Here is a 23,640-nt window from a genome sequence, read left to right on the forward strand (position 1 = left end):
AAAATGCAAATGTATCACAGCTCCTTTTTTTGGCTATTTTTCTTGATTTCCTCGTTTTCCTTGATCCCCCCTTCTTAACATCATAAATATGGGGAGGGCGCTGAATAAATCACCCTTTTTTACCAATTAATACTTTTACATCTTTTTTTTGACAAATGTAATAACTATTTTGAGTAAATTCCCATTTCATCTTGTCCGTAATGCCTTGACCTAACTGCGTGTCGTTGATCGTTGGTCTACAACTTGCCTGTGTGATGTATGGAGTCAGGAGGACGGGCCTATCAGCGAAAAAAAAGCGAAATGAGCTAGCAGTTACCAGCCCATTTCGCCTTTTGCACTTATGTATGAAATGCTTATACCCTACACTTTACCCATTCTCACCCAATCCCTGCGGTCTTTTCGATCAATCGTTGTTGACTGAATGATACAAGGGATGATTATCCGAGAACAAATCCGGATTGTCCTTGAGCATTTCCGTTATGACATCCGCCACCGCGGCCGCATCGCATACCCGGACAACCGCATCGCCAAAATGCCCCTTATGCATCGCGCCCCGACTTTCCAGGACCTCATCGACCTTCCAAAAATGCTCCGACCACGACAATCCGCAATGTCTGCGGGAAGGCACTGGGATTTCCGTTCCATCCGGTAAAACCGTGTACAGCTTCTCATGGCCATCCGTTAACCTGCCCGGTATGTCCACCCACTCTTCGACTCCATGAATAAAGGTGTTGCGCTTTAAATCGACCCCAACTAACAAGATGGTCGCCCTTCGGTCGAGCAGCTTCCCCCAGGCAGAACCTCTAGCGCATGGCGTATCGAAACGATGATCGTCATTTGTAAACGCTATAGAATCCTGGCCTAATGCCGCCACCGAATGAGTAGGGTGCAGCGAACGCACCACACCAGGCCGTTTGCGAAAAAGTTCAGGCAATATCCCGACACAGGAAGATGACTGATCTACGTAAAATTTCGGATTATCTGCATTGATGTAAGACCACGTATGAGTGGGTAACACCAGCAGCCCATCTTTCATATAGGCTGTCAACGCATCCAGAACTGTGTCCGCACCACCCTCGACCGGTCCCATACTCTTCATCGAAGAATGGACCAACAACGTCCCTTTGCTGTCAATACCCAGCTGCTCTAATTGCTTCATTAAGCTTTCCATCGTGTGCATGTTCCTTCCCCTCCTCCGGCCCATTATATCAAAACTTGCTTTACTTATGGTAAGGTTCACCGCGCTGTCTGTATCGGCAAGTTTTTAATTGCCTTCATGGCGTTAGACCATACACACTTCCCCCTCAATGAATAACCTAGCGAATAGATCTACTCTCGATATTCTTCTTTCTCCCATCTTGAATGAATCGAGGTTGCCATGGTAAATTCCTATACTAAAACCCAAATCCGCAAAATTACCCGCCGCTTTGGCCTGATCCCGTTGAGTTCAGACTCGATTGGGTCCCTTTACCGAAAAAACGCTGTCATCCAGGTACAAACGGAAAGTGGAACCTATGCTCTAAAGCCTTTTTTTCGAAGTTTGCTCCTCCGCTCGAATACAATTCAGCAAATAAAAACAACTGCAGACTATATGCAACTCTTGATAAATAGCGGCTTTAGCTATATGCCTAAATGGCTAACGAGCAATTCCGGAACGTTATGGACTTTAAACCAAGGAAGGCCCTTTTATATGTCCCCATGGATAAAAGGAAGGAAATTAGAAAAACAAGAAGATTTTGAAGAACTTGGTTCTCACCCCCTCGCGAATTGTATCATTCAATTCTGTACAAAAACTGTACAGGTCAGGGCTTGAAGATGAAACAGTGTGATTGGAAAAAAATAAGAAAGGAGCATGCCGCAGCAGCTCCTTTCTTACTCATCACATTTTATTTTTCAACTTGATGCTTATTTTGATTAATAATAAAAAACCGTCCCTCAAAGACTTAATCCAAATTTCAGTGTGCTGATGATTCTCCCGTTCACTTCAACTGATCGTCCAACATAGCGTCAATGACTTTCAGTATCCTCTTTTGCTCACTTTCACTTCTGCTTCGGAGCCTGTTCACAATTTCTGCGAGTGTAGACTCGCTGGCCTCTCCGCTCACAGGCTGGATATAATTAAAAAACTCCACCATCGAAAGATTGAGCGCTTTCGTAATTTTATCCAGTACCACAACGGAACATACTTTTTCAGAACGCTCCAGCTTACCAATATAGGTTTCGTGTACCTCTGCCTTGCTTGCAAGTTCCTCCTGGCTTAGTCCACGTAGTTTTCGGAAGTGCCGAATGCCTTCCCCTACTATCTTCATCAAATCACTCACAACGATCACCCTAAGCAAACCATAGTCGTTAGTGGCTTCTCAAGGCGTGCTCGATTCGCTTATCCGGCATGAACCAGATTACGGCAACAAGTACGAAAAAGAAGCCGGATATCCAAACACTCACATAAGCGGTCAAGGCTGCAGTCAAGTAGAGTAAAGGAGACAGTTTTCCCTTCCAATCTTTACCTATCGCTCCGACGAATGGGGAATCGCCGGAATGCTGGTTCATAATCATGCGCTGAAGCAGCCAGTACGAGAACGCCGCTAGCAATAAAATTATCCCGTACAGCGCCGTTGGAGTGGGTGCAAAATGGCTTTCCCCCATCCAAGCTGTCGTGAACGGCACAAGGGATAGCCAGAATAAGAGCAGCAAGTTGAGCCACATCAACCGCCCGTTCATCGTTCGAACCATATGCAGCAGGTGATGATGATTGTTCCAATAGATGCCGACATATACGAAACTGAAAATATAACTAATAATTTTTGGACCAAGTTCAACTAGCGCATGCCAGTCATGGCCTTCCGGCACTTTGAATTCCAGCACCATGATCGTAATAATAATGGCCAGCACGCCATCGCTGAATGCTTCCATCCGATTCGCTTTCAAAGCACCTTTTCCCCTCGCTTCATATTATCCCAGGCGTCCTCTGCCATTCCTGGTTCGCTACCACTCTTTATAATTTCCATCTAAAGCGGAAAGCCATACCTATACAGTTCTTGTGTTTCAAAATGAAATTCAAATTTCTCAAATCGATTTCTGAGATCATCCTCGTGTGGGATCCACTCCGAATCACTCCATAAAGACATGCTTATGAGTTCCGACAGCTTATCTACGGCTTGTTCCGGACTCGTAATCCTTATGAAGTCTTCGAAATCTCCACTTTGAATATCCAACGCTACTCGCAGGTAGTCATCATGAAGCCGCTCTTCTTGGAGTCCGTATTCACTTCTCGTCCACGGTTCACTAAAATAAGGCTTATTCCCTGCTTCCTCCATAGCTTCAAAAATTCCATCATCTACGTTCATCTTGGAAAGATGCTCGGACATCTCAATGTACGTCTCTTATTTCCATTATAGAGATCGTTTGTCCAGAGTCTACCTACTTTTCACCTGAATTTTGGAAATGACCTTGAACGGCTCCACATCCCTCTGCAACACTCTCCAACTTTCCACAACATTATTTTTCGCCGTCACTTATGATAAGGTCCCAGATTCATTCCCTGAACGGTCTACTCCGTATAGCACATTCATGTGCTCAATATGGGCCGCACCCCAATCATTCAATGCCTGTAACACCGTACTTAAACCTTTGCCGTAATCCGAAATCGAGTATTCTACTTTCGGAGGGATTTGGTTATAAACCTCACGATGTACGATATCGTTATACTCAAGTTCTCTTAATTGTTGAGTAAGCATCTTTTTGTTTATATCTGGTATTGCTTTTTGAAGCTCGCTGAATCTCATTGTGCCGTTCGAAATAAGCTGAAGCAGAATGACTGATTTCCATTTTCCCACTAAGATATCCAAGGCTGATTCAAATTTACAATACTCTTTCATTGAACTTCCCCATTTCCCTTTGCCTGGTTAGGTAACTTTTTGTTTACTATGTTTAGATAAAGTGCCTACTTCCTTAAATCGAATACCAAAGTCTATTATACCTTTAGAGGATGTTGATAAAGTAGTCAGGAGGTTGGCACCATTCATGAATATCGCAATATGGATCATTCAAGGGCTTGCAGCACTAGGTTTTGTCTACTCAGGGTGGTTGAAGGCATTTCAGTATGAAAAAGCCAAAGAGTCTTGGGTTTGGGTAAAAGACGTTTCAAAAGAGTTCGTCGTCTTTATCGGGCTAGCAGAATTGTTCGGGGCACTTGGAATCATTCTGCCCCAAGCGTTGAATATTGCACCTGTATTGACGCCAATTGCTGCAACCGGACTTGCCGTAGTCGTTCTTTTCGGCGCCTTATACCATGTTTCACGTAAAGAATATAGAGAAATCGGCGTGAACATTGTCTTCTTCGCGTTAACAGTGCTTGTTGCGATCAGTCGTTTTTAAGCGGAAACAACATGTATAGAAGGCCATCGAAGTTTCAATATAACTAAACGCTTCTACCAATTGGCAGGCTTAAAGGTATTTCAGCAGGTTGTTTAAAATGACGGCATATCCGTTAGCAAACATATGGATCCCGTCGATGGCGTATTCCTTTTTTAAGTTACCCTCGCTATCCGTCAGTCCTTCGTTTACGTCAATAAATGTATATCCGTGCTTCACCGCAAGCTGCTCAACCGCTTGGTTGGCTTTCCGGATGGCCTCATTCGTCCGATTCTGGAACACCTCATCCATCGAAGCTCTGGGCACGAAAGGAAATTCAGCCTCGGCATTTACGGGATAATACGCCATGACGTACACCTTGCAATCCGGTAGCCTTTCAGCAATTCGAGTCAAAATTTCGTCATAGTTTGCCAGTAAGTTTTCCAATATATAATCAGGCGCGCTGATATCGTTGGTACCGATGTTGATAAAAATTTGAGAAGGCTCCAGTTCGAAAATGCATGTCTCCAGCGACGCTATCAATTCCGCCGTCACGTAGCCGGCAATGCCGCGATTATATATGCAGTATCGGTGTTCCAGCGTTTGCTGCAGCTCGTTAATCGAAAAAATTCCATCAGTGACGAGCCGATCAAATAGAATAGAATATGCAAAAACATGTCTTCTAAAAAATCGGAAAGCACTGATCTCTGAAATTGCCCTAGACTCTGGGTTTGTCAACGATGCACAATTTTGCAGTATGTTCAAGCGGGCAACTGGTATGACCCCGACAAAATATCGTGAGCAGGTTAGCGCTAATACCTCGTATAATAATAAGATTAAGAAGACCCCAACCTAAACTGGTTGGGCCTTCTTTCACCTTAATGTAACGATGTGGAGCAAGAAATAATGAGGCGTGCTCAGCGGCTGGATAAGGAAAGGATCGGCTGAAAAATAAGGACGTTAAGAGCAGCTCGCCGCCGATCACGAATAGCCCCCTTGGGTCTTCCAAAAGGGCTGTTCCTTTCTTCTTCGGTTACGGTGATTCGCTTTCTGCCGCAGCAGCTCCGGGTGGCTTCATCAAGCCTTGAACGGCGCCGAGAAACGGGCGTATGGACTTGATCATGCCGTATCCCATCCTCACGACCGGGACAAATCTTTGGATCATGCCGAACAGACGCATGCCGCCGCCTAACGCACCGCCGAGCGATCCCGCAGCAGCGCCGCCAAGCCCGCCAATGCCGCCTAATCCCCCGAACAGCGAGCCTATCATCGGCAGAAAGGCCGATACCTGGACGTCGGGCTTGCGGGAGCGGGAACGGACGGAAGGCTTGCGCGCGCCGCTTCGCCGGCTCCCGGAACGGCTGCCCGAAGCATGGGAGCCCGCTCTGCGCTGCTTAGGCCGGGAGCCTTGCTTACCGGATGAGGTGCGCGGCTGAGCTCCGGTGCTGGCCAGCGTCAAGCCACTGCTGTTGGCGTCGGTAATGTAGCCGACGTAGGTCTTTCCGCTGTGCAGGGTGATACATACCGGCCGACCCTGCAGCCGCTTGACCCGTGCGAGCACCTCTTTGGATTGTTCCATGGAAGTTCACCTCGCTCACTGGTTATGGTTCATTGTACGCTAGGGGCGGACTGCCTGCTTGTGCGAATGCAGCATGCACATAAGCCCTCCTCGCTGCGCCAACGCCTTTTTCCCCGTGTCGCCTTCATTCTCACCCAAGGATGAGTTGCTTTTATTAATTGAAATATTGATGAATCATAAGTAATAATGAGATTATGCTTAAATCAATGATGAAGGAGTTAACCATAACTTACGGTACAACTTCATGGCTGGTTACTGCTTAGTAATTTCATTGCAGCATAGTACACACATAACCGGAGGTATACATGTATGAGTAATCATGATGCAGAGTATTATATATCCAAGCTTGGGCTTGAACCCCATCCAGAGGGCGGATATTACAAAAGAACGTTTGAATCTGAGGAAAAAACTTCAGATCAAGAATTGTCCGTTTCCTTTGAAGGAACAAGATTGCTTTATACAAGCATCTACTTTTTATTAGGCTCAAATGACCTCTCCCATTTCCATCGTTTGAAATCCGATGAACTATGGTATTATCACGCGGGAGGTCCATTAACAGTACATGTTATTGATGAGAATGGAGAATATAAGGAGTTTAAATTAGGAATAAACTTGGATAAAGGAGAAGTCCCGCAAGTGTTAGTCCCAAAAAATTGTATCTTTGGTTCATCTGTTAAGGATCAAGATACCTTCTCATTAGTAGGGTGCATGGTTTCACCTGGTTTTGAGTTTCGGGACTTTGAGTTATTTACACAGGACGAGCTCTTTGCTAAATACCCACAGCATAAAGATGTCATCATGAAGTTAGCCTATGAAGTGATTCCAGTTTAGTTTTAAATAGCCAGTCGGTGATATCTATCAGCGACTGGCTATTTAGTTTCGCATGAATATATAGAATCCGTCTTACAATATTTAATCCTACATCAACTATTTATATAGATCATCATCTCTATTTGTACGATTGTCTGACAATTATACGAGAGTGTTAGTATTGTCCCAGAAGACCTTTCTTCATGGCAGTTTTTTCGCAGCGATGAAATCCAACGAGCCCAGCAATTAGATATACCAGCGAATTTAGTCCCCACCCCATGCCCAACAAAACGTCTTTTCAAGCCTGCTGAGGGATCTTCTGAAAAAACCTGCCGCTACTTGTGGTACGGTTCATCTTAACGGCACTATCGGCTAAAATTGCGAGAGGAGCTGCCGCGGCAGCTCCTTCGTTATTTTCATTGAAATATTGAGCTAACCTATCTGGTAACGGCTTCCTTCTGCCAACATTTTAAATTCGCTTGCAGCTTAATTTAATACGTGGCTTCAGCCCACTACTACCCCCAGTGCACTAATGGATTGCAGCAGCAAGAGCCCGATCTATCGTAAAGTATCTGACATTCCCCCTACATCAACGAGCATTACGTATTGCCGCCTCGAGTATGCACTGTCGTGGCTGTCGGGTCGACACCGCCCGTCAGGCCTTTACTTGGACTCAATACGACCCAACGGGATGGCGCTATTTTCCAGAGCCGCACGAGCTGTCGGCCAGCTGGAATCGTCGAGGTCGAGCGCATTTCGAAGGTAGGCCAACGTGAGCTGCTGAATGAGGGCGACTCGTTCGGGGCTCTCGTCCGTCGTCTCCGCGACGCTGTAACCGGGAATCCCGCCGAGCGAGTGCTCTGCCCCGAAGAGAGTGAGCAGGCTCTTGCTGCCCGAGCTCAGGAAGTACGGGTCCGTGAACCAGTCCGGCCCCCGAGTGGACAGTTGAGACTGGTCATGGTCCCCCGCTACCACGAGGGTCGGGGTGCTCATCTCCGCAAAGCTCGGGTTCATGAAGGGGAAGTGCTCTGCCGCGAACGGACTCAAGTCAGCTCCACCCTTGCCAGTCGTGGCAAGCAGCACACCCGCCTTGATCCGCGAGTCGGACATGTCCTCTCCCGGCTCGCCGTGGTTATCGAGGACTCGCGCGCCGAGCAGCATGCTCACCGTTTGGCCTCCCCAGGAGTGTCCGGCTGCGGCGATGCGGCTTCGATCGAGGCGCCCACTGAGACCGGGAACGGAAGCTTCAATACGATCAAGCTGGTCGAGGATGCGCTTCAGGTCCTCGACTCGGAAACGCCAGATCCGTGGTGTACGGGGATCATCAGGAGGAAGGTTCAGTGTTCTCGAGTCGAGATGGGTGGGTTGAATGACGACGAAGCCGTGAGCAGCCCAGAAGTCGGCCAACGGGCCGTAGCCGTCCAACGACCAGCCATAGCCGTGCGAGAAAACAATAATAGGCAATTCACTCCCAATCGCGGGCGCAGACACTCGCACTTGCAGATCCTCACCACGGTCCGGGGCTGATAGCATGACCGGCTTCACCGAGACGACTGGAGTAGGCGCACTAACGTTGATTTTCATAATAAGTGTTCCCTTTCTTGGAAAAAGATTAGCCAAACCGTTTCTGGGAGGAAGCGGTCAAGCAGGTTCCTGAAATACCGGTACTCTTCGATCACGCGCTCGAAACTACATAACCAGGGGAGCGGGCCGCCCTCGTTCGACAACTTGCCCATCGGACCGTTCGCTTCGAGGAGCGCAAAGCGCACGGGCTCACGTGCGGCCCGCATAGAAACATTCCCCTTTTTACTTCGATGTGCGACCTTTGCATATAGCCTTAGGTTGATGTATCAACCTCAACCAACGATAACACATTGTGGTTGACGCGTCAACCATGCTATTATGTTCCTATGGATAAGAACGAACTAAACAAAGAGGAAATGCGAATATGGCATATGTGGAAAGGCTCCTTTCAGAGCATCTTCGGTCGCGTAATAAAAGAGATGTCGGAGCACACAGGACTATCAGAGGGTGATTATGGGGTATTGGATCGGTTAGACCTTTTGGGGAACGGTAGCCTTCGCCAACAGGAATTGGCCGATTCGATGGACTGGGATAAGAGTCGATTATCACATCATCTGACGCGGATGGAAAAACGCAGACTTGTGATGAGGAAACCATTAGACACTGATCGGGGTGTTCAAGTCGTCATCACTTCCGCTGGAAAATCAGCATTGGATGATGCCCGTCCCATAGTCTCCATGGCAATACGCAAACATTTCCTTGATCAATTAACGGATCAAGACATTGAGTCGATTACTAGGCTGGCGGAAAGGACAAAAACAGGGTCTTCAGCGTCTTGTGAAGCCCCGCCAACGTGACTGCGTTTTTGATGTTATTCATGAAGAGAATGTGGACCGGTACTCATGAAAAGAACTCTCCAGATTCGGAGGGTTCTTTTCATTTTATCCATATATTTCGCCCTTATCGACAGTTACTTTTTTACTTATTTGTTCATTTTATTTATATTAAATGTACATGTTTTAAGGCCATCCTTTCCGGGATGGCCCTATCTTTTAGTCACGTTTACTTAAACTATTCCTTTAGCTTAGCTCTTCGGAATCAGATTGGATAATTGCTTGCGTAGCTTCTTTTTGTCCACCTTATCCACGACCGTTCGAGGCAAAGTATCTAGGATGAACAGTTGAGTTGGAAATTTATTCCTTGCGAGACTCGGTTCGCAAAACGCCTGCAGCTGTGCCAGGTCCAAGCTACCACCGTCCCGCAGAACAACGCAAGCGACGAGCTTCTCACCAAGGAAGTGAGAGTCCGATCACCGCCGAATCATTAACCATCATTATTCAGGTGTTAAAACTTGGATTAATAAGAGAATACCACTTATTATGAATAATTGGGCATTAATCTTTCCAATAAAATGCATCAATCCAACTAATACATTATCCTTCTACCAGGAGATCAATTGCCACCTATAGTGAGCTCTAATCCAGCACGTCCGGCAGGCTCTATTCGTGTTGAATGCCTTGAATACGATGCCTCATTTTGTTTTCAACGCCGCAAAAAATGCGTTTGTTTTAAAATTTTCCTTGTTCAATAATCCTTATCCTGATATTATGAAATAGCGTGATTTTTGGAAAGCGAATATTCAATATTTATTTAGGATCTTTCCAAGCAGATAATCTTTGACCACTTCCATTTAAGAAGTTAAGGCCATACGGACAGCCGGGTCAAATGCCGATTGGCAACTTTCGTTGCCTTATTGATTGAGTTAAAAGCTCAAATTTTATAAGTTGGTTACTTTACAACCAGTGCATATGCACACAACTTGTGAAACGGTCAATAAGAGTGGTAAAAGTAATTATTTGCTATATAGACTCTGATCCTAACATGATATATTCGAATATTAAGCGCCTTTCCATAAAACGTTGAGTTTTCTGGCTGACTGACGAGCAACGCAAGAGGTTTGTCAGGTCATGCTTATTGGGACTATCTTATTATTTGACTATATCAAAGCAAGTGTGATGCGCATGGTGCGTGTTTCGCTTGCTTTTTTGTTGCCGTTTTACATTAAAAAAATTCATTTGAGATAGGAGATCGAAGAATGGGAAAAGCACTAATCATTGGCGCCGGCGGCGTAGCATCTGTAGCCATTCATAAATGCGTTCAAAACAGCGAGGTTTTCGAAGAAATCTGTATCGCCAGCCGTACGAAATCCAAATGCGATGAGCTGAAAGCAAAATTGGAGGGTGGCAAAACCAAAATTACGACCGCACAGGTCGATGCAAACAACGTAGATGAGCTGATCGCTCTGATAAACGAAGTCAAACCGGATATCGTCATGAACCTGGCTCTGCCTTACCAAGATTTGACGATCATGGATGCTTGCCTGGCCACCAAAACGCACTATATGGATACGGCAAACTATGAGCCGGAAGATACGGCGAAATTCGAATACAAATGGCAATGGGATTACCGCGAACGCTTTGAAAAAGCAGGAATTACAGCTCTTTTGGGCAGCGGATTCGATCCAGGCGTAACTGGCGTATTCTCCGCTTATGCGCTGAAACACTATTTTGACGAAATCGAGTATATCGACATTCTGGATTGCAACGGCGGGGATCACGGCTATCCTTTCGCAACCAACTTCAACCCTGAAATCAACATCCGTGAAGTGTCCGCTAACGGACGCTACTGGGAAAACGGGAAATGGATCGAAACGAAGCCGATGGAAATTAAGCGTGAATATAACTTCGCTGAAGTCGGCCAGAAGGATATGTATCTGCTCTACCATGAAGAGCTTGAATCCCTTGCGCAAAACATGCCTGGACTGAAACGCATCCGTTTCTTCATGACTTTCGGTCAAAGCTATCTCATGCACTTAAAGGCGCTTGAGAACGTAGGAATGACTTCCATCGAACCGATCGAATACGAAGGAAAACAAATCATTCCGCTTCAATTCCTGAAAGCCGTACTCCCGGACCCGGCTTCCCTGGGACCTCGGACAGTGGGCAAGACGAACATCGGCTGTATCTTTAAAGGAAAAAAAGACGGCCAAGACAAGACGTACTACGTCTACAATGTTTGCGACCATCAAGAGTGCTACAAAGAAGTGGGCTCCCAAGCCATCTCCTATACAACTGGCGTGCCTGCCATGATTGGCGCGGCGATGGTCATGACGGGCAAATGGAATAAACCGGGCGTATTCAATATCGAAGAGTTTGATCCGGATCCATTCATGGAAGAACTGAACAAATGGGGACTTCCATGGGTAGAAGACTTCAATCCGGTCCTTGTTGACGCATTGCCTGAAGAAGCGAAACAGCCGGAGCTCGTTCGCTAATATGCGATTCGAGGAATTACCGACACCCTGTTTCGTCGTCGATGAAGCACTCATCGAAAAAAACCTGAACATTTTGAACGGAGTTATGCAGCGTACGGGAACCAAGATTGTGCTGGCGCAAAAAGCTTTTTCCATGACCGCCATGTATCCCCTCATCGGACAATACTTAAGCGGCACGACTGCGAGCGGTTTATTCGAAGCGCGGCTGGGTCACGAGGAAATGGGTAAAGAAAATCACGTCTTTTCGCCTGCCTATCGTGAAGATGAAATCGACGAAATTATTTCCATTTGCGACCATATTGTCTTCAATTCCTTCTCCCAGTTGGAAAAGTATAAAACGAAAGCTCTTGCTGCAGGTAGAAAAGTAGGCCTTCGCATCAATCCGGAATGTTCGACGCAAGAGGGACATGAAATCTATGACCCCTGTTCGCCGGGGTCCAGATTTGGCGTGAAACGAGAGGATTTCCGGCCGGAACTGCTCGAAGGCATTTCAGGACTACACTTCCATACCCTTTGCCAGCAGAACTCGGATGATTTGGAGACCACGCTGAATGCGGTCGAAGACAAGTTCGGGCAATGGCTGCCGCAGATGGAATGGATCAATTTCGGCGGCGGTCACCATATCACGAGAGACGACTATGATATCCCGAGACTCGAAGCTTGCATTAAGAGGATGCAGGAGAAATACGGTTTGGAAGTCTACCTCGAACCCGGAGAAGCCATCGCACTTAATGCGGGCTATATGGTCACCTCCGTGCTGGATATCCATCGAAACGGCATTGAAATCGCGATCGTGGACACGTCCGCTACTTGCCATATGCCCGATGTTCTGGAAATGCCTTATCGTCCGCCACTCGTCGATTCGGGCGAAGCCGGGGAGAAACCATACACCTATCGGCTTGGTGGTCCGACCTGCCTGACGGGCGATGTCATCGGAGACTATTCCTTCGATCAGCCCCTTAAGAACGGTGACAGATTAGTGTTTGAAGATATGGCGATCTACTCCATGGTCAAAACCAACACCTTCAACGGCATGCCGCTGCCGGCCATCGCCGTGCAGGAGAAAGACGGCAATTGCCGCGTCGTACGCGAGTTCGGCTATCAGGATTTTAAGATGAGACTAGCGTAATGAATAACCAAAGCCTTAGCCCTGCAATAAGGGTTAAGGCTTTTTGGTCTAGTTCAGTTTAACAGGGCTATCGGCCAATTCCGCCAGCACCTTGCCAAGTCGGTCAAGCTGCTGTTCATTAGCTTCTATGCAGATGGGCTTAGCTTGTTCAAACTCCTCTTTTTTCTTGAAAAGTTGACGGAAGGTGACCCTGGTGCGGCCATCGAAGCCCTCGAAGGTAGCCGTTACCCGAAATTCATGAACGTTTAGATGATCAATCACGACCCGCTCCGTCGGCACAATCTCAACAAAGACGTTATGGTTAGGATAATCCACGCCATCCGGTCCGTGCATGGTGAACTTCCACGTACCTCCCGGCCTCATATCGCATTCGTGAAACGTATTCGTGAAGCCTTGCGGCCCCCACCACTTTGCCAATAAACCAGGGGTCGTCCATGCCTGAAATACAAGCTCCCGTGGGACATCGTACTCGCGCGAAGCAATAAGTTCATTCTCACCTATAGTCATGTTCCTACCTCCCCTTCTACTACCTTGCCCAGTGTGTCCAACATGATGTTTGTACCGTGTTCTCGTATTTCTGGCGTATCATGTCCGTCAAAGAATGCACCTTGCTCTGTGAAAATCAAATTCGTACCGCCCTCCACCTTGATAAGCTCGACCGTTGTGATCGACACGGAGAAGCGTACGCCGCCCGAATCCAGTGTGTACGTATAGACAATGCGCTGCTCTGGAACAAGCTCCTGGTAGCAGGCGTCGAAGGTAAAGATCGGCCCTTCGGGCGGCCCGCCGCTGCTGTACTCGCGCCCTCCAACCCGGAAATCAAAGATGTCTGGCTTCGAAAACCACTTGGCTTTGGCAATCGGATCAGCCCATGCGTGATAAACCCTCTCCGGCGAAGCGGCATAAGTCCGCTCCACGACAAAGGTTCCATGCTTGACGAATCGTTCGTTCATTGATTTTCCTCCTTATGTTCCGGATTTCCGCTCTCCTCGGCAAGAAAGTCTCCCAAAAGGTCCAAATGTCGCCCCCAACTGGTTTGCCGCTCAATGACCGGTTTCTCAAATCCGTTCTTCATCGCTTGCAGAAGGCTCGTGAAATCTTCAACCGTTAATTCAGATTTGCCCTGCATAAGCTTGGATACATGTCTGAGCTGCTCCAATAGTTTCTGTTGCTGCTTGATCTGTTCTTGGATTTGATTTATCTGCAGGCCCACGATCTCAAGCGGACTGATCTGCCCGCCAGTTAAGGCCGACTTAATCTCCACGAGAGATAACCCCAGCTCCTTAAGCGATAATATCTGGTGTAATCGTGACAAGTCCAATTCATTGTAAAGCCTGTGGCCGGATTCCGTTTGTCCTGACGGAGAGAACAACCCGATTTGATCATAAAACCGCAAGGTTCGTACGGTAAGCCCCGTCAGCTTGGCAAGATCACCGACCTTCCAATGTCTCTTCATGAACCATCTCCACTCTTTGGCGCTAGCTATGTACCGGTAGCTCTATTGTAAAACATTACGTTACGTAAGGTGCAAGCGAAATCGTGACGCTCTCCCAGTATATTTTTTACGTCCTAATTATAAACACAAGCTATTAGTCCAATCTCATGGACACTACTACAAAGCTGCTTACCTTTTAAAACCCGATCCAGTGGCTATAATCAAGTTTACATAACATGCACAGAAGGCCACCGAAATAATTGTGGTACGGTTCCACCGTATCATCTATAACGCGAAATCGAAGAGCTTTATCGACCAATATAAATCACTTGCGAACATAAATAAAAATGAGCCCAGTATAATTACCGGACTCATTTCATATAAACTGCCTAATATATATGATGTCTGGCTTTTTAGAGTCACTTCACAGATGAAACAGCATTTATATCATTAAGGCTTCGACACGGATACGAGAAGCTCGTTATCCCCAGAGATGACCGTCATTTCAGGCGGTAGGATTGGGTCTTTCACGAAGCGCGTATCTTCGATTTCCATCGCGCTGATGTCCAGCTCAACGGTAGATGGCACCAAATCTTATATTTCGCACTACTTATGATAAGGTTCAGCTTAACGGGGCAATCGGCGAAAAATTCACCACGGAAATTAAACGCCAACCATCTTTATTTGTAATGATCCATAACCATGTTCGAAGGATCTTTATCACAAACGTATGCACTTTATACCAGCTCATCCGCGATCATTTTTGCCTTTTCCGCAAGCTCTCTCATATCATCGGCCGGAACAAGCTCGGCTAATTCGTAAGTCAGCGGATTACGGGAAAATTTGTACAATTCGTCCCGAAGCAGGTTCCTCTTTTCTTCGGAGGCATCTATATAAAGCTTGCACGGCTGCCTAGCCTCATCCAAATCATGCAAATCGACATAGCCTGATTTATAAGACTCCAACACGATGGCTGAAAGATCCATTAGAACTGAGCTGGCAATATCAAGTTCTGCTCGAAACGTGCCATTAGCATTTTTCATATCAAACCCAATACTTCCGCCGTTTACCAAGTCCCCCTCAGAAAGCAGAACATCGAAACCCAAGTCCTCTAAAATCTGATTGAGCGTCACATCCGTTGAGTCCAATTGTTCCAAATAGTCTATTAATGCCAGCGAATCATCTGAACCGCCAATTAAATCTCCCCACCATTTGCTTATGTACATGTTCTTCTCCCACTTTCTTTTAAGCATTGTAATTATCCAAATAAGATCGTTTCATTATATAAGGGGTCATTGGCTTTAACTACGCTTAATCCCTCAAAATCATACTTATCAATGCCGCGTTCACCGAGCCATCATCAGTCTATGCCCGCTGCCTTTAGCAGACGAAGCAGCAGCTCCTTGCGCGGTTCCTGCGCCTTGCGAGCCAATGCAGCCAGCTTCTCCAACTTGCCCCAGATCGGGTACAGTACCCGCTCAGCCTCATCATCCGACAGAGTCTCTATTTGCTGCATTAATAGCAACAGCTTGTCTTCGCTTTCCAGCTCCGACTGAATCTTCAGCTTTAGCGAATCGTGGGATCGCAGCAGGCAGACGATCAAGGTAGGAATCGAGCGTTCCGTTATGCCATAGGTTTCGGCAAAAACGGCTGTGAACTTGTCATGCACCAGTTGATGCTCATCATCCACAAGGTCCATGTAAGCTTCAACAAGCGGAAAATAACGCTCGGACGAAAGCCCCAGCCCGAACACAGCATAACTGCCCGGCATGACGCTTTTTTCGTCCTCCGTATCTTCATACCATTCAAATTCTACCATCGCCTCACGAGCATATTCCTCCAATAACGGATGCAGCTCGGAATAAGCCAGCGCATTCGCAAACAAACGGTGCGTGTCTGATTTGGCTAGCCCCTTGATGGGCAAATACTCTCTTACACTGGATTTTAACTTGATTTTGTAGCTTTTTGGGAAGCCCTTTCGAAGCAGGGAGAGAATAAACGAAATCGCCCGCTCATACGCCCCGGCTTCTTCCTTGCGAATCGTGATGGTGAAGAGGGAAAAAACATCGTTAGCCTTGCATTCAACCAACTCATGGCGCATATTCACTTCATCGTGCGAGAAGCTGTCGCTGCCCTCCTTCAACATACGTGAGGCTTTGCCACTGCCAAGCTGCTCCGCCAGCTCCAGGAAAGTCTGCCCCCTAGATTTGCTGTAGTTCGGCTCATAACGAATAATCATTACGGCGCCGTATAACAGAAGGTCAATAGGTTGATTCGGCTCATCCTTATTCTCAAGAACAGCATCCGGCTTGAGCACATATTCGTTGGACCTGTATTCGGAACGGGTGACGTCATAGTAACGTGGCAGGAATACATCCTCGGCCCAGTCCGTCAAAGCCCTAATAATATCTCTTCGATGCTCCGCGAGAGCCTGGGCCCGTTCTTTATTCAACTCCTGAATCCGGTCAAATAAAGCGATCGTCTTTGCAGCTTCCGGTTCGGGGAACAAATACGGATCCAGCAGATGACGCGCCAAAAAGAAGGTTTCCAGCGGCTTTGTCGGGTAAGAGCCCTTCTCCAGTTTTTTCTCGATATAGGACTGAATTCGCTCCAAAAGCTGTCGCTTTTTCGCTTCATATACCGTTTCCAGCACCGTTAATTCCACAAGCCCGTCTGTCGTCGCGAAGGTTCCTTGAAAGGTAAACTGGTAATTGATCAGCGGCGACGTTTCCAACTTGTCCAGCCTCTCCCGTACGATTTCCACCAGCAGGGGCTGAACCTCATGCAATATCTGCTCCCGTGTAAAGGGCGAAACTTTCATCGACTTTTTGCCAGCGGCGCTCCCCATAGATTTCGAACTGTCAACCCCAGTCCTCCCCGGCCGATAATCCAGCATGACAAAGTCAAAGATCCCTACTTGCAGCATGTTGCGTAAGACCACTTCCTCTACGTTCGTTCGATTCTCCTGTTCGTCAAACCATTTATGAATGGCCGTTTTCATCTCTTCCAAGGCTTCTTTTTGCAATTCGTTCATTGTCTCTCACCTTTCCACATATTCCATCTTTTCTCAACATTATCATACTATGAAAATGGAAATCCTTGTTGAAACTATATACCTTTTCTGGAGACCAGCTAAGCTTAATAATAAAACGAACAAGCTCTCCAATAGATCGGAAGTATGCACATTGCTATAGAAATGAATTAAATATGTAGTCACCCAGATAAATACTTTTGAAATCGAAAAGCTTTATTGACCAAAATAAATCACTTGCGGACATAAATGAAAATGAGCCCGGTATAACTACCAGACTCATTTCATTAAACTGCCCAATACCTGGGATTCCTTTAACCGGGATCTTTTATTTACCTTTGCCGGCATAATAAATGTCGTGCCGTTCAAGCGGTCTCATAGCTTTCTCCGCCATGAAGGCAGGAGGGTGCGGCATCCGGTTCGCTATCCACCACTCCCCCGTTCCGACTAAGACCGAAGAAGTGAACGGGAGCGTGGCTTCCGCATCCATGCCTTGGTTGACCCCCTCCATATCGACCTGCTTCGGAGTCAAGATTGTTAGCTCATAGGATGAAGTCAAGCCATCATACTCTGCCGTGATGAGTACGGTTCCTTCCGACTTCGCCGTGACTACACCGCTAGCGCTGATCTCCGCTTTACTTGGATCACTGCTTGTATAGGTGACGTTTATCTCTACCTTTTCACGGCTTCCATCACTGTATACTGCAGTAGTCACCGTTTGATCACTTTCTCCAACGGCCAGGGTAATCAGGCCCTCGAGCTCAAGTCCAATCAGGCTAACTGGCTCTTCTTCGTTGCCTTCTGATACCGATTGTAAAACAGGTCGTTTACCAATACCGTCCCATCTCCAAATCGCGTTAAAGTCCCACCCTAACCTGTCTGTATAGGTGGATGGAGTCTCTATTTCAGTTTCAGATAGGCCTAATCCTTTAAGGGTTGTTAATGCTCCCTCAGCGACACCTTCTTTATCAACAATCAAGCCGTCAAATGCATAATTATTTTCGAGCGTGGCGGTGTGCCCCGCAAGAACTCGTCCCATCACCCGGTTCGCCATCGTTGGCGCCGTAACCGAAGGGCCCAGGGCAATGACATTTCTGACGACCGTATCATTGTATCCGTATCCAGTCACTCCGCCCGCATTGCTCGTCATCGCCCGAACGGTTCCAGACGCATACACGTTTTCTGTTAGGCTGCCCGAGTTCGTAATTCCGATTAGGCCGCCGGCCTGACTTACCTGAGCGGTTACATCCGCGGTAGAATAGCTGTTTCTGACAATACCATTGGAATAGCCTACTAGACCGCCAACTGTGCTGGAGCCTGTAATTGAGCCTGTTGAAAGACTATTCTCTACCTCGCCATTGTTCGTGTTGACGAGTATGCCTATTCTGCTCCCGCCAGTGACGCTGGCATTGATCATGGCTATATTTTTAATCACTCCGGCATTTAGATGGAATAAGCCGCCGCTCGAAGAATTAAAGTTAACTATTTTCTTCCCGCCGCCATCCAGTACACCGGTGAACGAAACTTCTTTAAAAAGTGACTCAGCCGGTTGTCCGGCGTAATCCAAATCATTGTCCAAAATATACTTTTCTGCCGGGAAGTTTTCCATAACGTTCAAATCAGCAATGAATTTGATTTTGTAATAACCTGCTTCGTTCCTTTCCAAAGGCACGACAGGCTCGCTTGCCTCTTCAGGATTACTGTTCAATACCGGACGCTTTAAAGCATCATTCCACATCCAAACCGATTCAAAATCCCATTTCAATATATTGATATACGTATTGGAATCTTCAACCTGTTGCTGGGATAGCCCTAAGCCTTTTCTGTTGTCAGCAGCGGCAATACTTTCACCTTCTACATCCACAATCATGCCATCAAACGCATAATTATTCTCAAGCGTTGCGGTATGCCCGGCAAGAACTCGCCCCACCACACGGTTTGCCATCGTCGGCGTCACGACGGAAGGACCGAGAGCAATAACGTTTTTAACAACCGTCTCATTATAGGCGTAGCCAGTCACTCCGCCTGCATTACTTCTAAGCGCCTGAACAGCTCCAGATGCATACACGTTTTCCGTTAAACTGCCTGCGTTTGTAATTCCGATCAGGCCGCCAGCTTGGTTCAGCTGGGCCGTTACATCTGCAGTAGAATAGCTGTTTCTCACGATGCCATTGGAATAGCCCGCTAGACCGCCCACCGTGCTGGAGCCTTCGATTGTGCCCGTTACATAACTATTCTCTACCGTTCCGTTGTTCGTGTTAACGAGTATGCCTATATTACTCCCGCCAGTGACACTTGCATCTACCACAGCTATGTTTTTAATCGTTCCGCCATTAAGGTGGAATAAGCCGCCGTTTTCTGATTTTAAATTGGCTAAGGATTTATTATTTCCATCCAATATGCCAAGGAAAGGCGTCCCCTTAAATAAAGGATCAAAAAGCTGCCCTTCAAAATCAAGATCGTTTTCCAATATATAATTTTCATTTGGAAATTCTGAAATGGTCTTTAATTCGCTAATCGAACGGATGATGTAGTACCCATCTTCGTTCTGATCAAGCTTCGGCTTTTGAATATGATCTTCGTCAATTTGCTCCAAATTACTTTGCAGTAATGAACGTTTGGCATCTTCATTCCAGATCCAGATCGAATCAAAATCCCAACCGAGGGTTTCTGTGAAAAATGATGACTTCGTAAATGTTTCGGTACTGACCCCCTGTCCTTTCTCATTGTTCGGATCATTCACTGTAACATTCTCACTGCTAACAAACATATTTTCATCGGCGTAATTATTGACTAAAGTTGCCGTCTCGCCAGCTAAAACTCTGCCGACAATTCGATTTGATGCAGTACCTGTAACAACGGATGGATTTAATGCCATACTATTTCGAATGACCGTATTGTTATATCCGTATCCGCTGATGCCGCCAGCATTTGATTCTTCTGCTATTACGGCTCCCATGGCATAGACCTGTTCTGTTATACTCCCCCGATTCGTAATCCCGATCATGCCGCCGGCTTGCTTGCCTCGTGCATGGACCCGAGCTGTTGAATAACTGTTTCTAACGATACCGTTCGAGTAGCCCACAAGACCGCCAACGGTAGAATTGCCTCGAATAGATCCGGTACTGTAGGCATATTCCACGATCCCATCATTCTGATCAACCAGGATCCCAACATTACTTCGGCGCACATCAATTTCAGCATGGATTATTCCTACATTCCGAATCGTCCCTTCATTAATGGCAAAGAGTCCCGCTCCGCCCGAGGAGACAATAACACCTGTAATCGTATGCCCTTGCCCATCGAACGTACCCGTAAATGGAGTGTCATTCGCGCCAATGGCTTCAAAATACATGCCATTACCATCAATATCCTGGGTTAAAATAAAATGTTTATCCGGGAACTCATGCATTTTATAGAGTCCACTGGCACTTTTGATTTGATATGGGTTGCCTTCCGAACCATCGCCCAGCATTCCTTCTTTAGCTATTAACGGGTCCGTTAACGGCTCTTGATCGATTGGATTATTAACCACTCTTACGATGATCGTATGTTCATCGCCAAATGAAAGAGGGTTATCAAATAAGATGATCTGTTCACGTCCGAGATGTTCTAGTGTTGCTTCTTGAATCACCGTTTCCAACAGCTGTTCACCTGTATGATCACGCTTTTCCCCGATAACGGTGACACGTTCAAGCGAGCTCGGGTAATTCAAAACCCCAACGCCCTTCAAGACGTTATTTTCTACAATTGCGCTCGTTAAGCTCATATAATTTTCAGGTTGGTTAATCGTAAATGAATCCATTTCAACTCCGTCGCTGTTGTAAGCTTTCAACGTGAGAGATTGATCGTTTGATTCTAAAATAACACCCGTCTGCTTATTTTCATCATACACGATATGATCCCAGTCAAATGATTTGTTATCAAAGAACGTTGGACCTGATGACCCAACTGTCACAAAAGTTGTTCCTAAATTCATCGCTTCTTCCGATATATCTTTTACACCGTTTCGTATGGTTGCCCGTTTATACACATGATCATGACCGCCAATATACATACTAACGCCAAGCCGTTCAAATGCTTGAGACAATTTCACTCTCATCATGTCCATACCGGTCTCATCGCCAGATTGACCGCCATAATAAGGATAATGCCCCATCACGATTTTCCACTTCTTGTCGGTCGCCCGCATATCTTTCTCCAGCCATGACAGCTGCTTGTCGAAATCCAGCACAGAATTCAGAACAGCAATGTGCATATCGCCATAATCAAACGAATAATTCGTTTCCCGGTAACTGCCTTCACCGTTCTTCGGCAGGTTGAAAAACCCGGAGAACGGCCCGATTTTCCGCTCCGTCGCACGTTCACGGTCCCCGACAATGTGAGCAGAAACGAGACCCATATCATTGTTGTAAATGTTGCTAAACACATCATCCCATGCATACATATTGCCGCCGTTCTCGACCAAGTCTCCGACTTGAATCACAGTCTGTCCGTTTGAATTTTTCTCCTGCAGAACATCCAGCATATTTTTAAACAGTCGGAAACTTTCCGGATTTCGATCTGGAACTTCAAGATCCCCCATCACATACAATACGGCTTCCTCTGAAGCTGGCGCGGTCCTAAAGCTATAACTGCCGCTCCAAGGTCCAGTCGGTGACATTCCATACCGATAGTCATACTTAGCCCCTAAGTCGAGATCTGTTAAATTCGCTTCATGAGCTGCAAGCACCCGATAATTACTCTTCGCAAACGTATCACCATAGGCGACTTGAAAATAAGAGACTTCCGCCTGTACCACTTCAGCATGGTCCCACGTCGTCTCGGACTCCGGTTTATATTGAACATACGACGTTTCTAACGCCTTATCCGTCACCAAATTTATTCCTACTTCACGTTCATTCCCACCTACATTAACAATGGGTTGAAATTCATTTAAAATTTTATCCGCATCTAGCTTTTGTTGATCAACAAGTAATCGAATAAGTTCAACACGCGTATTTCCTTGAGAGTCGGTTGCTACATACTTAATGAAATGTTCTCCATACATGTCGACCTTGAAATGCTGATTTGCTACGGCTACTTCTCCTTTATCATTTAAAACGATGGCTTCCACCGATAAAGATTGACCGCGATTATCCGTCGCCGAAGCGCCCAGCACCTCCACTTGATCCCCAAGCTTAATCGTGTCCGGATATTGTCCATGTACCGTAATTTCAGGCGCGTGCACCGTGCCCCTCGTTTCATCACCAATCCAAATTGGAGCACTTATAGCTTCTTCACCGTCTGCTTGGAATGCTCTAACGAGGAAATAATCCCCATCTTTTGTTGCTAAGGTTACTTCCTTTTCAAATTGATTACTGGCAATACTGCGATACTCCTTGAGAATTTCACCGCTGTTTTTGTAAATAACAACTTTATCCAAATCATCGTTAGCATCAGGATCATTTATCCGTACTTTAAGTTCAATTTCTTTTGTTTTGGCTGGAAGGATCGCCCCCATCATCTGACCTTTTGCTGAAACCGCCATTTCTAAGTTACGATCAAATGATACATAGGTGCGGTGGTTTCGCATCGCCTCGTAAAGACCTTCTCTTGTTAGATTATCCCCCCACATACCGGTCACATGGGGCTGGACCATTCCCCAATTTCCTTTGTGCTCGTCTCCGCCAAACACAGGTGAAACATGCCAGCCTTGATCTAACGCCTTGGTATAGATTGCAAAATCATTGGAGGATTTGTATTCCATCAGATTAAGGTTTCTGTCAACATCCCGGTTATAATGTTTAAATTCATTGAAACTCCAATTTCCTGACGAGCGTGGATGATTAAATTGAGCAATCGCATTGGGATCTTGGGCAAGTCTTGCGTAAAAGGTTGGCAAATCATATTTTATGTCGCTCCAGCCCCAAGTGCCATCCGCACCTACTCCATGTGTTCTTGCAAACCATGGGGCATTAAATAAGTTGATATGGCCCGCTTCATCATACCAAGTCACTTCCGTACCAGGCAGCGTAATAAATTCGTGATCACGATTGTGAGCATCTGATTGCTCATGCAGCAACTTGTATTCTTCTGAATAAGAGTCTTGAACATCCGTAATAAAATCACTGCCCGTACTGATGTCATAAGTCACGTCGTGTTCAGTCACTGCATAAAAATCAAAGTCTGTATTAGCTTTCACAAAATTGTAAGCATCATTAGGCAACAATATACCATCACTGAGAGATGTGTGGGTATGCATGTGACCTTTGAACAGTGAAGCTCCTAAGTACTTAGCTCTATCTTTTTTAGAAACACCATCTTCTAAAGACGCCGCGAATACATTAATGCCGTAACAAAGACTAACAACCCCCACAATGAAACAAGCCATCACAATAAAAGGCAGACTTCTTCTTTGGGACTTCAATTAAAATCCTCTCCTTTTTCGGCTTAAAATGATAAT

Annotated in this window: 22 protein-coding genes; 7 read left to right on the forward strand and 15 right to left on the reverse strand. The window is 46.3% G+C overall.

Annotated features, from left to right (window positions below):
• Positions 1-403: 403 nt before the first annotated feature.
• The 5 genes from MKY48_RS32995 to MKY48_RS33015 all read right to left on the reverse strand — a co-directional run bounded on the left by MKY48_RS32995 (position 404) and on the right by MKY48_RS33015 (position 3,878).
• Positions 404-1,180, reverse strand: coding sequence for an AAC(3) family N-acetyltransferase (locus MKY48_RS32995; protein WP_339292061.1), 777 nt, complete (start codon positions 1,178-1,180; stop codon positions 404-406).
• A 799-nt stretch (positions 1,181-1,979) separates the two neighbouring features.
• Positions 1,980-2,321, reverse strand: coding sequence for a helix-turn-helix transcriptional regulator (locus tag MKY48_RS33000; protein WP_339292062.1), 342 nt, complete (start codon positions 2,319-2,321; stop codon positions 1,980-1,982).
• Positions 2,322-2,349: 28 nt separating this feature from the next.
• Complete coding sequence (locus tag MKY48_RS33005) at positions 2,350-2,928, reverse strand: TMEM175 family protein (RefSeq protein WP_339292063.1); 579 nt, start codon at positions 2,926-2,928, stop codon at positions 2,350-2,352.
• 80 nt (positions 2,929-3,008) lie between these two features.
• Complete coding sequence (locus MKY48_RS33010; protein WP_339292064.1) at positions 3,009-3,368, reverse strand: hypothetical protein; 360 nt, start codon at positions 3,366-3,368, stop codon at positions 3,009-3,011.
• A 147-nt stretch (positions 3,369-3,515) separates the two neighbouring features.
• Positions 3,516-3,878, reverse strand: a complete 363-nt coding sequence (locus tag MKY48_RS33015) for a winged helix-turn-helix transcriptional regulator (protein ID WP_339292065.1) — start codon at positions 3,876-3,878, stop codon at positions 3,516-3,518.
• Positions 3,879-4,023: 145 nt separating this feature from the next.
• On the opposite strand from MKY48_RS33015, the gene MKY48_RS33020 reads away from it, so the two are divergent.
• Complete coding sequence (locus MKY48_RS33020; protein ID WP_339292066.1) at positions 4,024-4,377, forward strand: DoxX family protein; 354 nt, start codon at positions 4,024-4,026, stop codon at positions 4,375-4,377.
• 69 nt (positions 4,378-4,446) lie between these two features.
• Here the strand turns inward: MKY48_RS33020 and MKY48_RS33025 are convergent, their stop codons facing one another.
• On the reverse strand, positions 4,447-4,908 hold the full coding sequence (locus tag MKY48_RS33025; protein WP_339269015.1) for a GDSL-type esterase/lipase family protein: 462 nt from the start codon (positions 4,906-4,908) through the stop codon (positions 4,447-4,449).
• A 25-nt stretch (positions 4,909-4,933) separates the two neighbouring features.
• Here MKY48_RS33025 and MKY48_RS33030 point away from each other — a divergent pair, with 25 nt between their 5' ends.
• Entirely contained in the window at positions 4,934-5,209 is a 276-nt protein-coding gene (locus MKY48_RS33030) for a helix-turn-helix domain-containing protein (protein ID WP_339273749.1), read from the forward strand.
• 177 nt (positions 5,210-5,386) lie between these two features.
• Here the strand turns inward: MKY48_RS33030 and MKY48_RS33035 are convergent, their stop codons facing one another.
• Positions 5,387-5,932 (reverse strand): hypothetical protein, encoded by a 546-nt coding sequence (locus MKY48_RS33035; RefSeq protein ID WP_339269017.1) that lies wholly within the window; start codon positions 5,930-5,932, stop codon positions 5,387-5,389.
• Between the two features lie 309 nt (positions 5,933-6,241).
• Here MKY48_RS33035 and MKY48_RS33040 point away from each other — a divergent pair, with 309 nt between their 5' ends.
• A complete protein-coding gene (locus MKY48_RS33040) occupies positions 6,242-6,763 on the forward strand; it encodes a cupin domain-containing protein (protein ID WP_339269018.1) in 522 nt (173 codons plus the stop codon).
• Positions 6,764-7,405: 642 nt separating this feature from the next.
• Here MKY48_RS33040 and MKY48_RS33045 read toward each other — a convergent pair.
• Positions 7,406-8,326, reverse strand: coding sequence for an alpha/beta fold hydrolase (locus tag MKY48_RS33045; RefSeq protein ID WP_339292067.1), 921 nt, complete (start codon positions 8,324-8,326; stop codon positions 7,406-7,408).
• Positions 8,327-8,745: 419 nt separating this feature from the next.
• Here MKY48_RS33045 and MKY48_RS33050 point away from each other — a divergent pair, with 419 nt between their 5' ends.
• The 4 genes from MKY48_RS33050 to nspC all read left to right on the forward strand — a co-directional run bounded on the left by MKY48_RS33050 (position 8,746) and on the right by nspC (position 12,729).
• On the forward strand, positions 8,746-9,123 hold the full coding sequence (locus tag MKY48_RS33050) for a MarR family transcriptional regulator (protein WP_237566648.1): 378 nt from the start codon (positions 8,746-8,748) through the stop codon (positions 9,121-9,123).
• 323 nt (positions 9,124-9,446) lie between these two features.
• Entirely contained in the window at positions 9,447-9,593 is a 147-nt protein-coding gene (locus MKY48_RS33055; RefSeq protein WP_339292068.1) for a hypothetical protein, read from the forward strand.
• A gap of 768 nt (positions 9,594-10,361) precedes the next feature.
• The gene (locus MKY48_RS33060) at positions 10,362-11,600 is read left to right on the forward strand and encodes a saccharopine dehydrogenase family protein (protein ID WP_076323649.1); all 1,239 of its coding nucleotides are present in this window, start codon (positions 10,362-10,364) and stop codon (positions 11,598-11,600) included.
• A 1-nt stretch (position 11,601) separates the two neighbouring features.
• Positions 11,602-12,729, forward strand: coding sequence for a carboxynorspermidine decarboxylase (nspC, locus tag MKY48_RS33065; RefSeq protein WP_339292069.1), 1,128 nt, complete (start codon positions 11,602-11,604; stop codon positions 12,727-12,729).
• A gap of 48 nt (positions 12,730-12,777) precedes the next feature.
• Here nspC and MKY48_RS33070 read toward each other — a convergent pair whose 3' ends face one another.
• The 7 genes from MKY48_RS33070 to MKY48_RS33100 all read right to left on the reverse strand — a co-directional run bounded on the left by MKY48_RS33070 (position 12,778) and on the right by MKY48_RS33100 (position 23,604).
• Positions 12,778-13,236 (reverse strand): SRPBCC family protein, encoded by a 459-nt coding sequence (locus MKY48_RS33070; RefSeq protein WP_076323647.1) that lies wholly within the window; start codon positions 13,234-13,236, stop codon positions 12,778-12,780.
• Positions 13,233-13,682 (reverse strand): SRPBCC family protein, encoded by a 450-nt coding sequence (locus MKY48_RS33075; protein ID WP_339269030.1) that lies wholly within the window; start codon positions 13,680-13,682, stop codon positions 13,233-13,235. Before MKY48_RS33075 ends, MKY48_RS33070 begins: the two co-directional genes overlap by 4 nt.
• Complete coding sequence (locus tag MKY48_RS33080) at positions 13,679-14,185, reverse strand: MerR family transcriptional regulator (protein ID WP_339269032.1); 507 nt, start codon at positions 14,183-14,185, stop codon at positions 13,679-13,681. The genes MKY48_RS33075 and MKY48_RS33080 overlap by 4 nt, the downstream gene beginning before the upstream one ends.
• Positions 14,186-14,614: 429 nt before the next feature.
• The gene (locus tag MKY48_RS33085; protein ID WP_339273751.1) at positions 14,615-14,719 is read right to left on the reverse strand and encodes a hypothetical protein; all 105 of its coding nucleotides are present in this window, start codon (positions 14,717-14,719) and stop codon (positions 14,615-14,617) included.
• 182 nt (positions 14,720-14,901) lie between these two features.
• On the reverse strand, positions 14,902-15,390 hold the full coding sequence (locus MKY48_RS33090; RefSeq protein WP_339269034.1) for an imm68 putative immunity domain-containing protein: 489 nt from the start codon (positions 15,388-15,390) through the stop codon (positions 14,902-14,904).
• 134 nt (positions 15,391-15,524) lie between these two features.
• The gene (locus MKY48_RS33095) at positions 15,525-17,198 is read right to left on the reverse strand and encodes a DUF6138 family protein (RefSeq protein ID WP_339292070.1); all 1,674 of its coding nucleotides are present in this window, start codon (positions 17,196-17,198) and stop codon (positions 15,525-15,527) included.
• A gap of 325 nt (positions 17,199-17,523) precedes the next feature.
• Positions 17,524-23,604 carry a CehA/McbA family metallohydrolase gene (locus MKY48_RS33100; protein ID WP_339269038.1) on the reverse strand — a complete coding sequence of 2,027 codons (6,081 nt, stop codon included), beginning with the start codon at positions 23,602-23,604 and terminating at the stop codon, positions 17,524-17,526.
• Positions 23,605-23,640 lie beyond the last annotated feature (36 nt).

Origin of the sequence: Paenibacillus sp. FSL W8-0187, assembly GCF_037969755.1 — a bacterium.
Taxonomy (GTDB): Bacteria; Bacillota; Bacilli; order Paenibacillales; family Paenibacillaceae; genus Paenibacillus_AQ.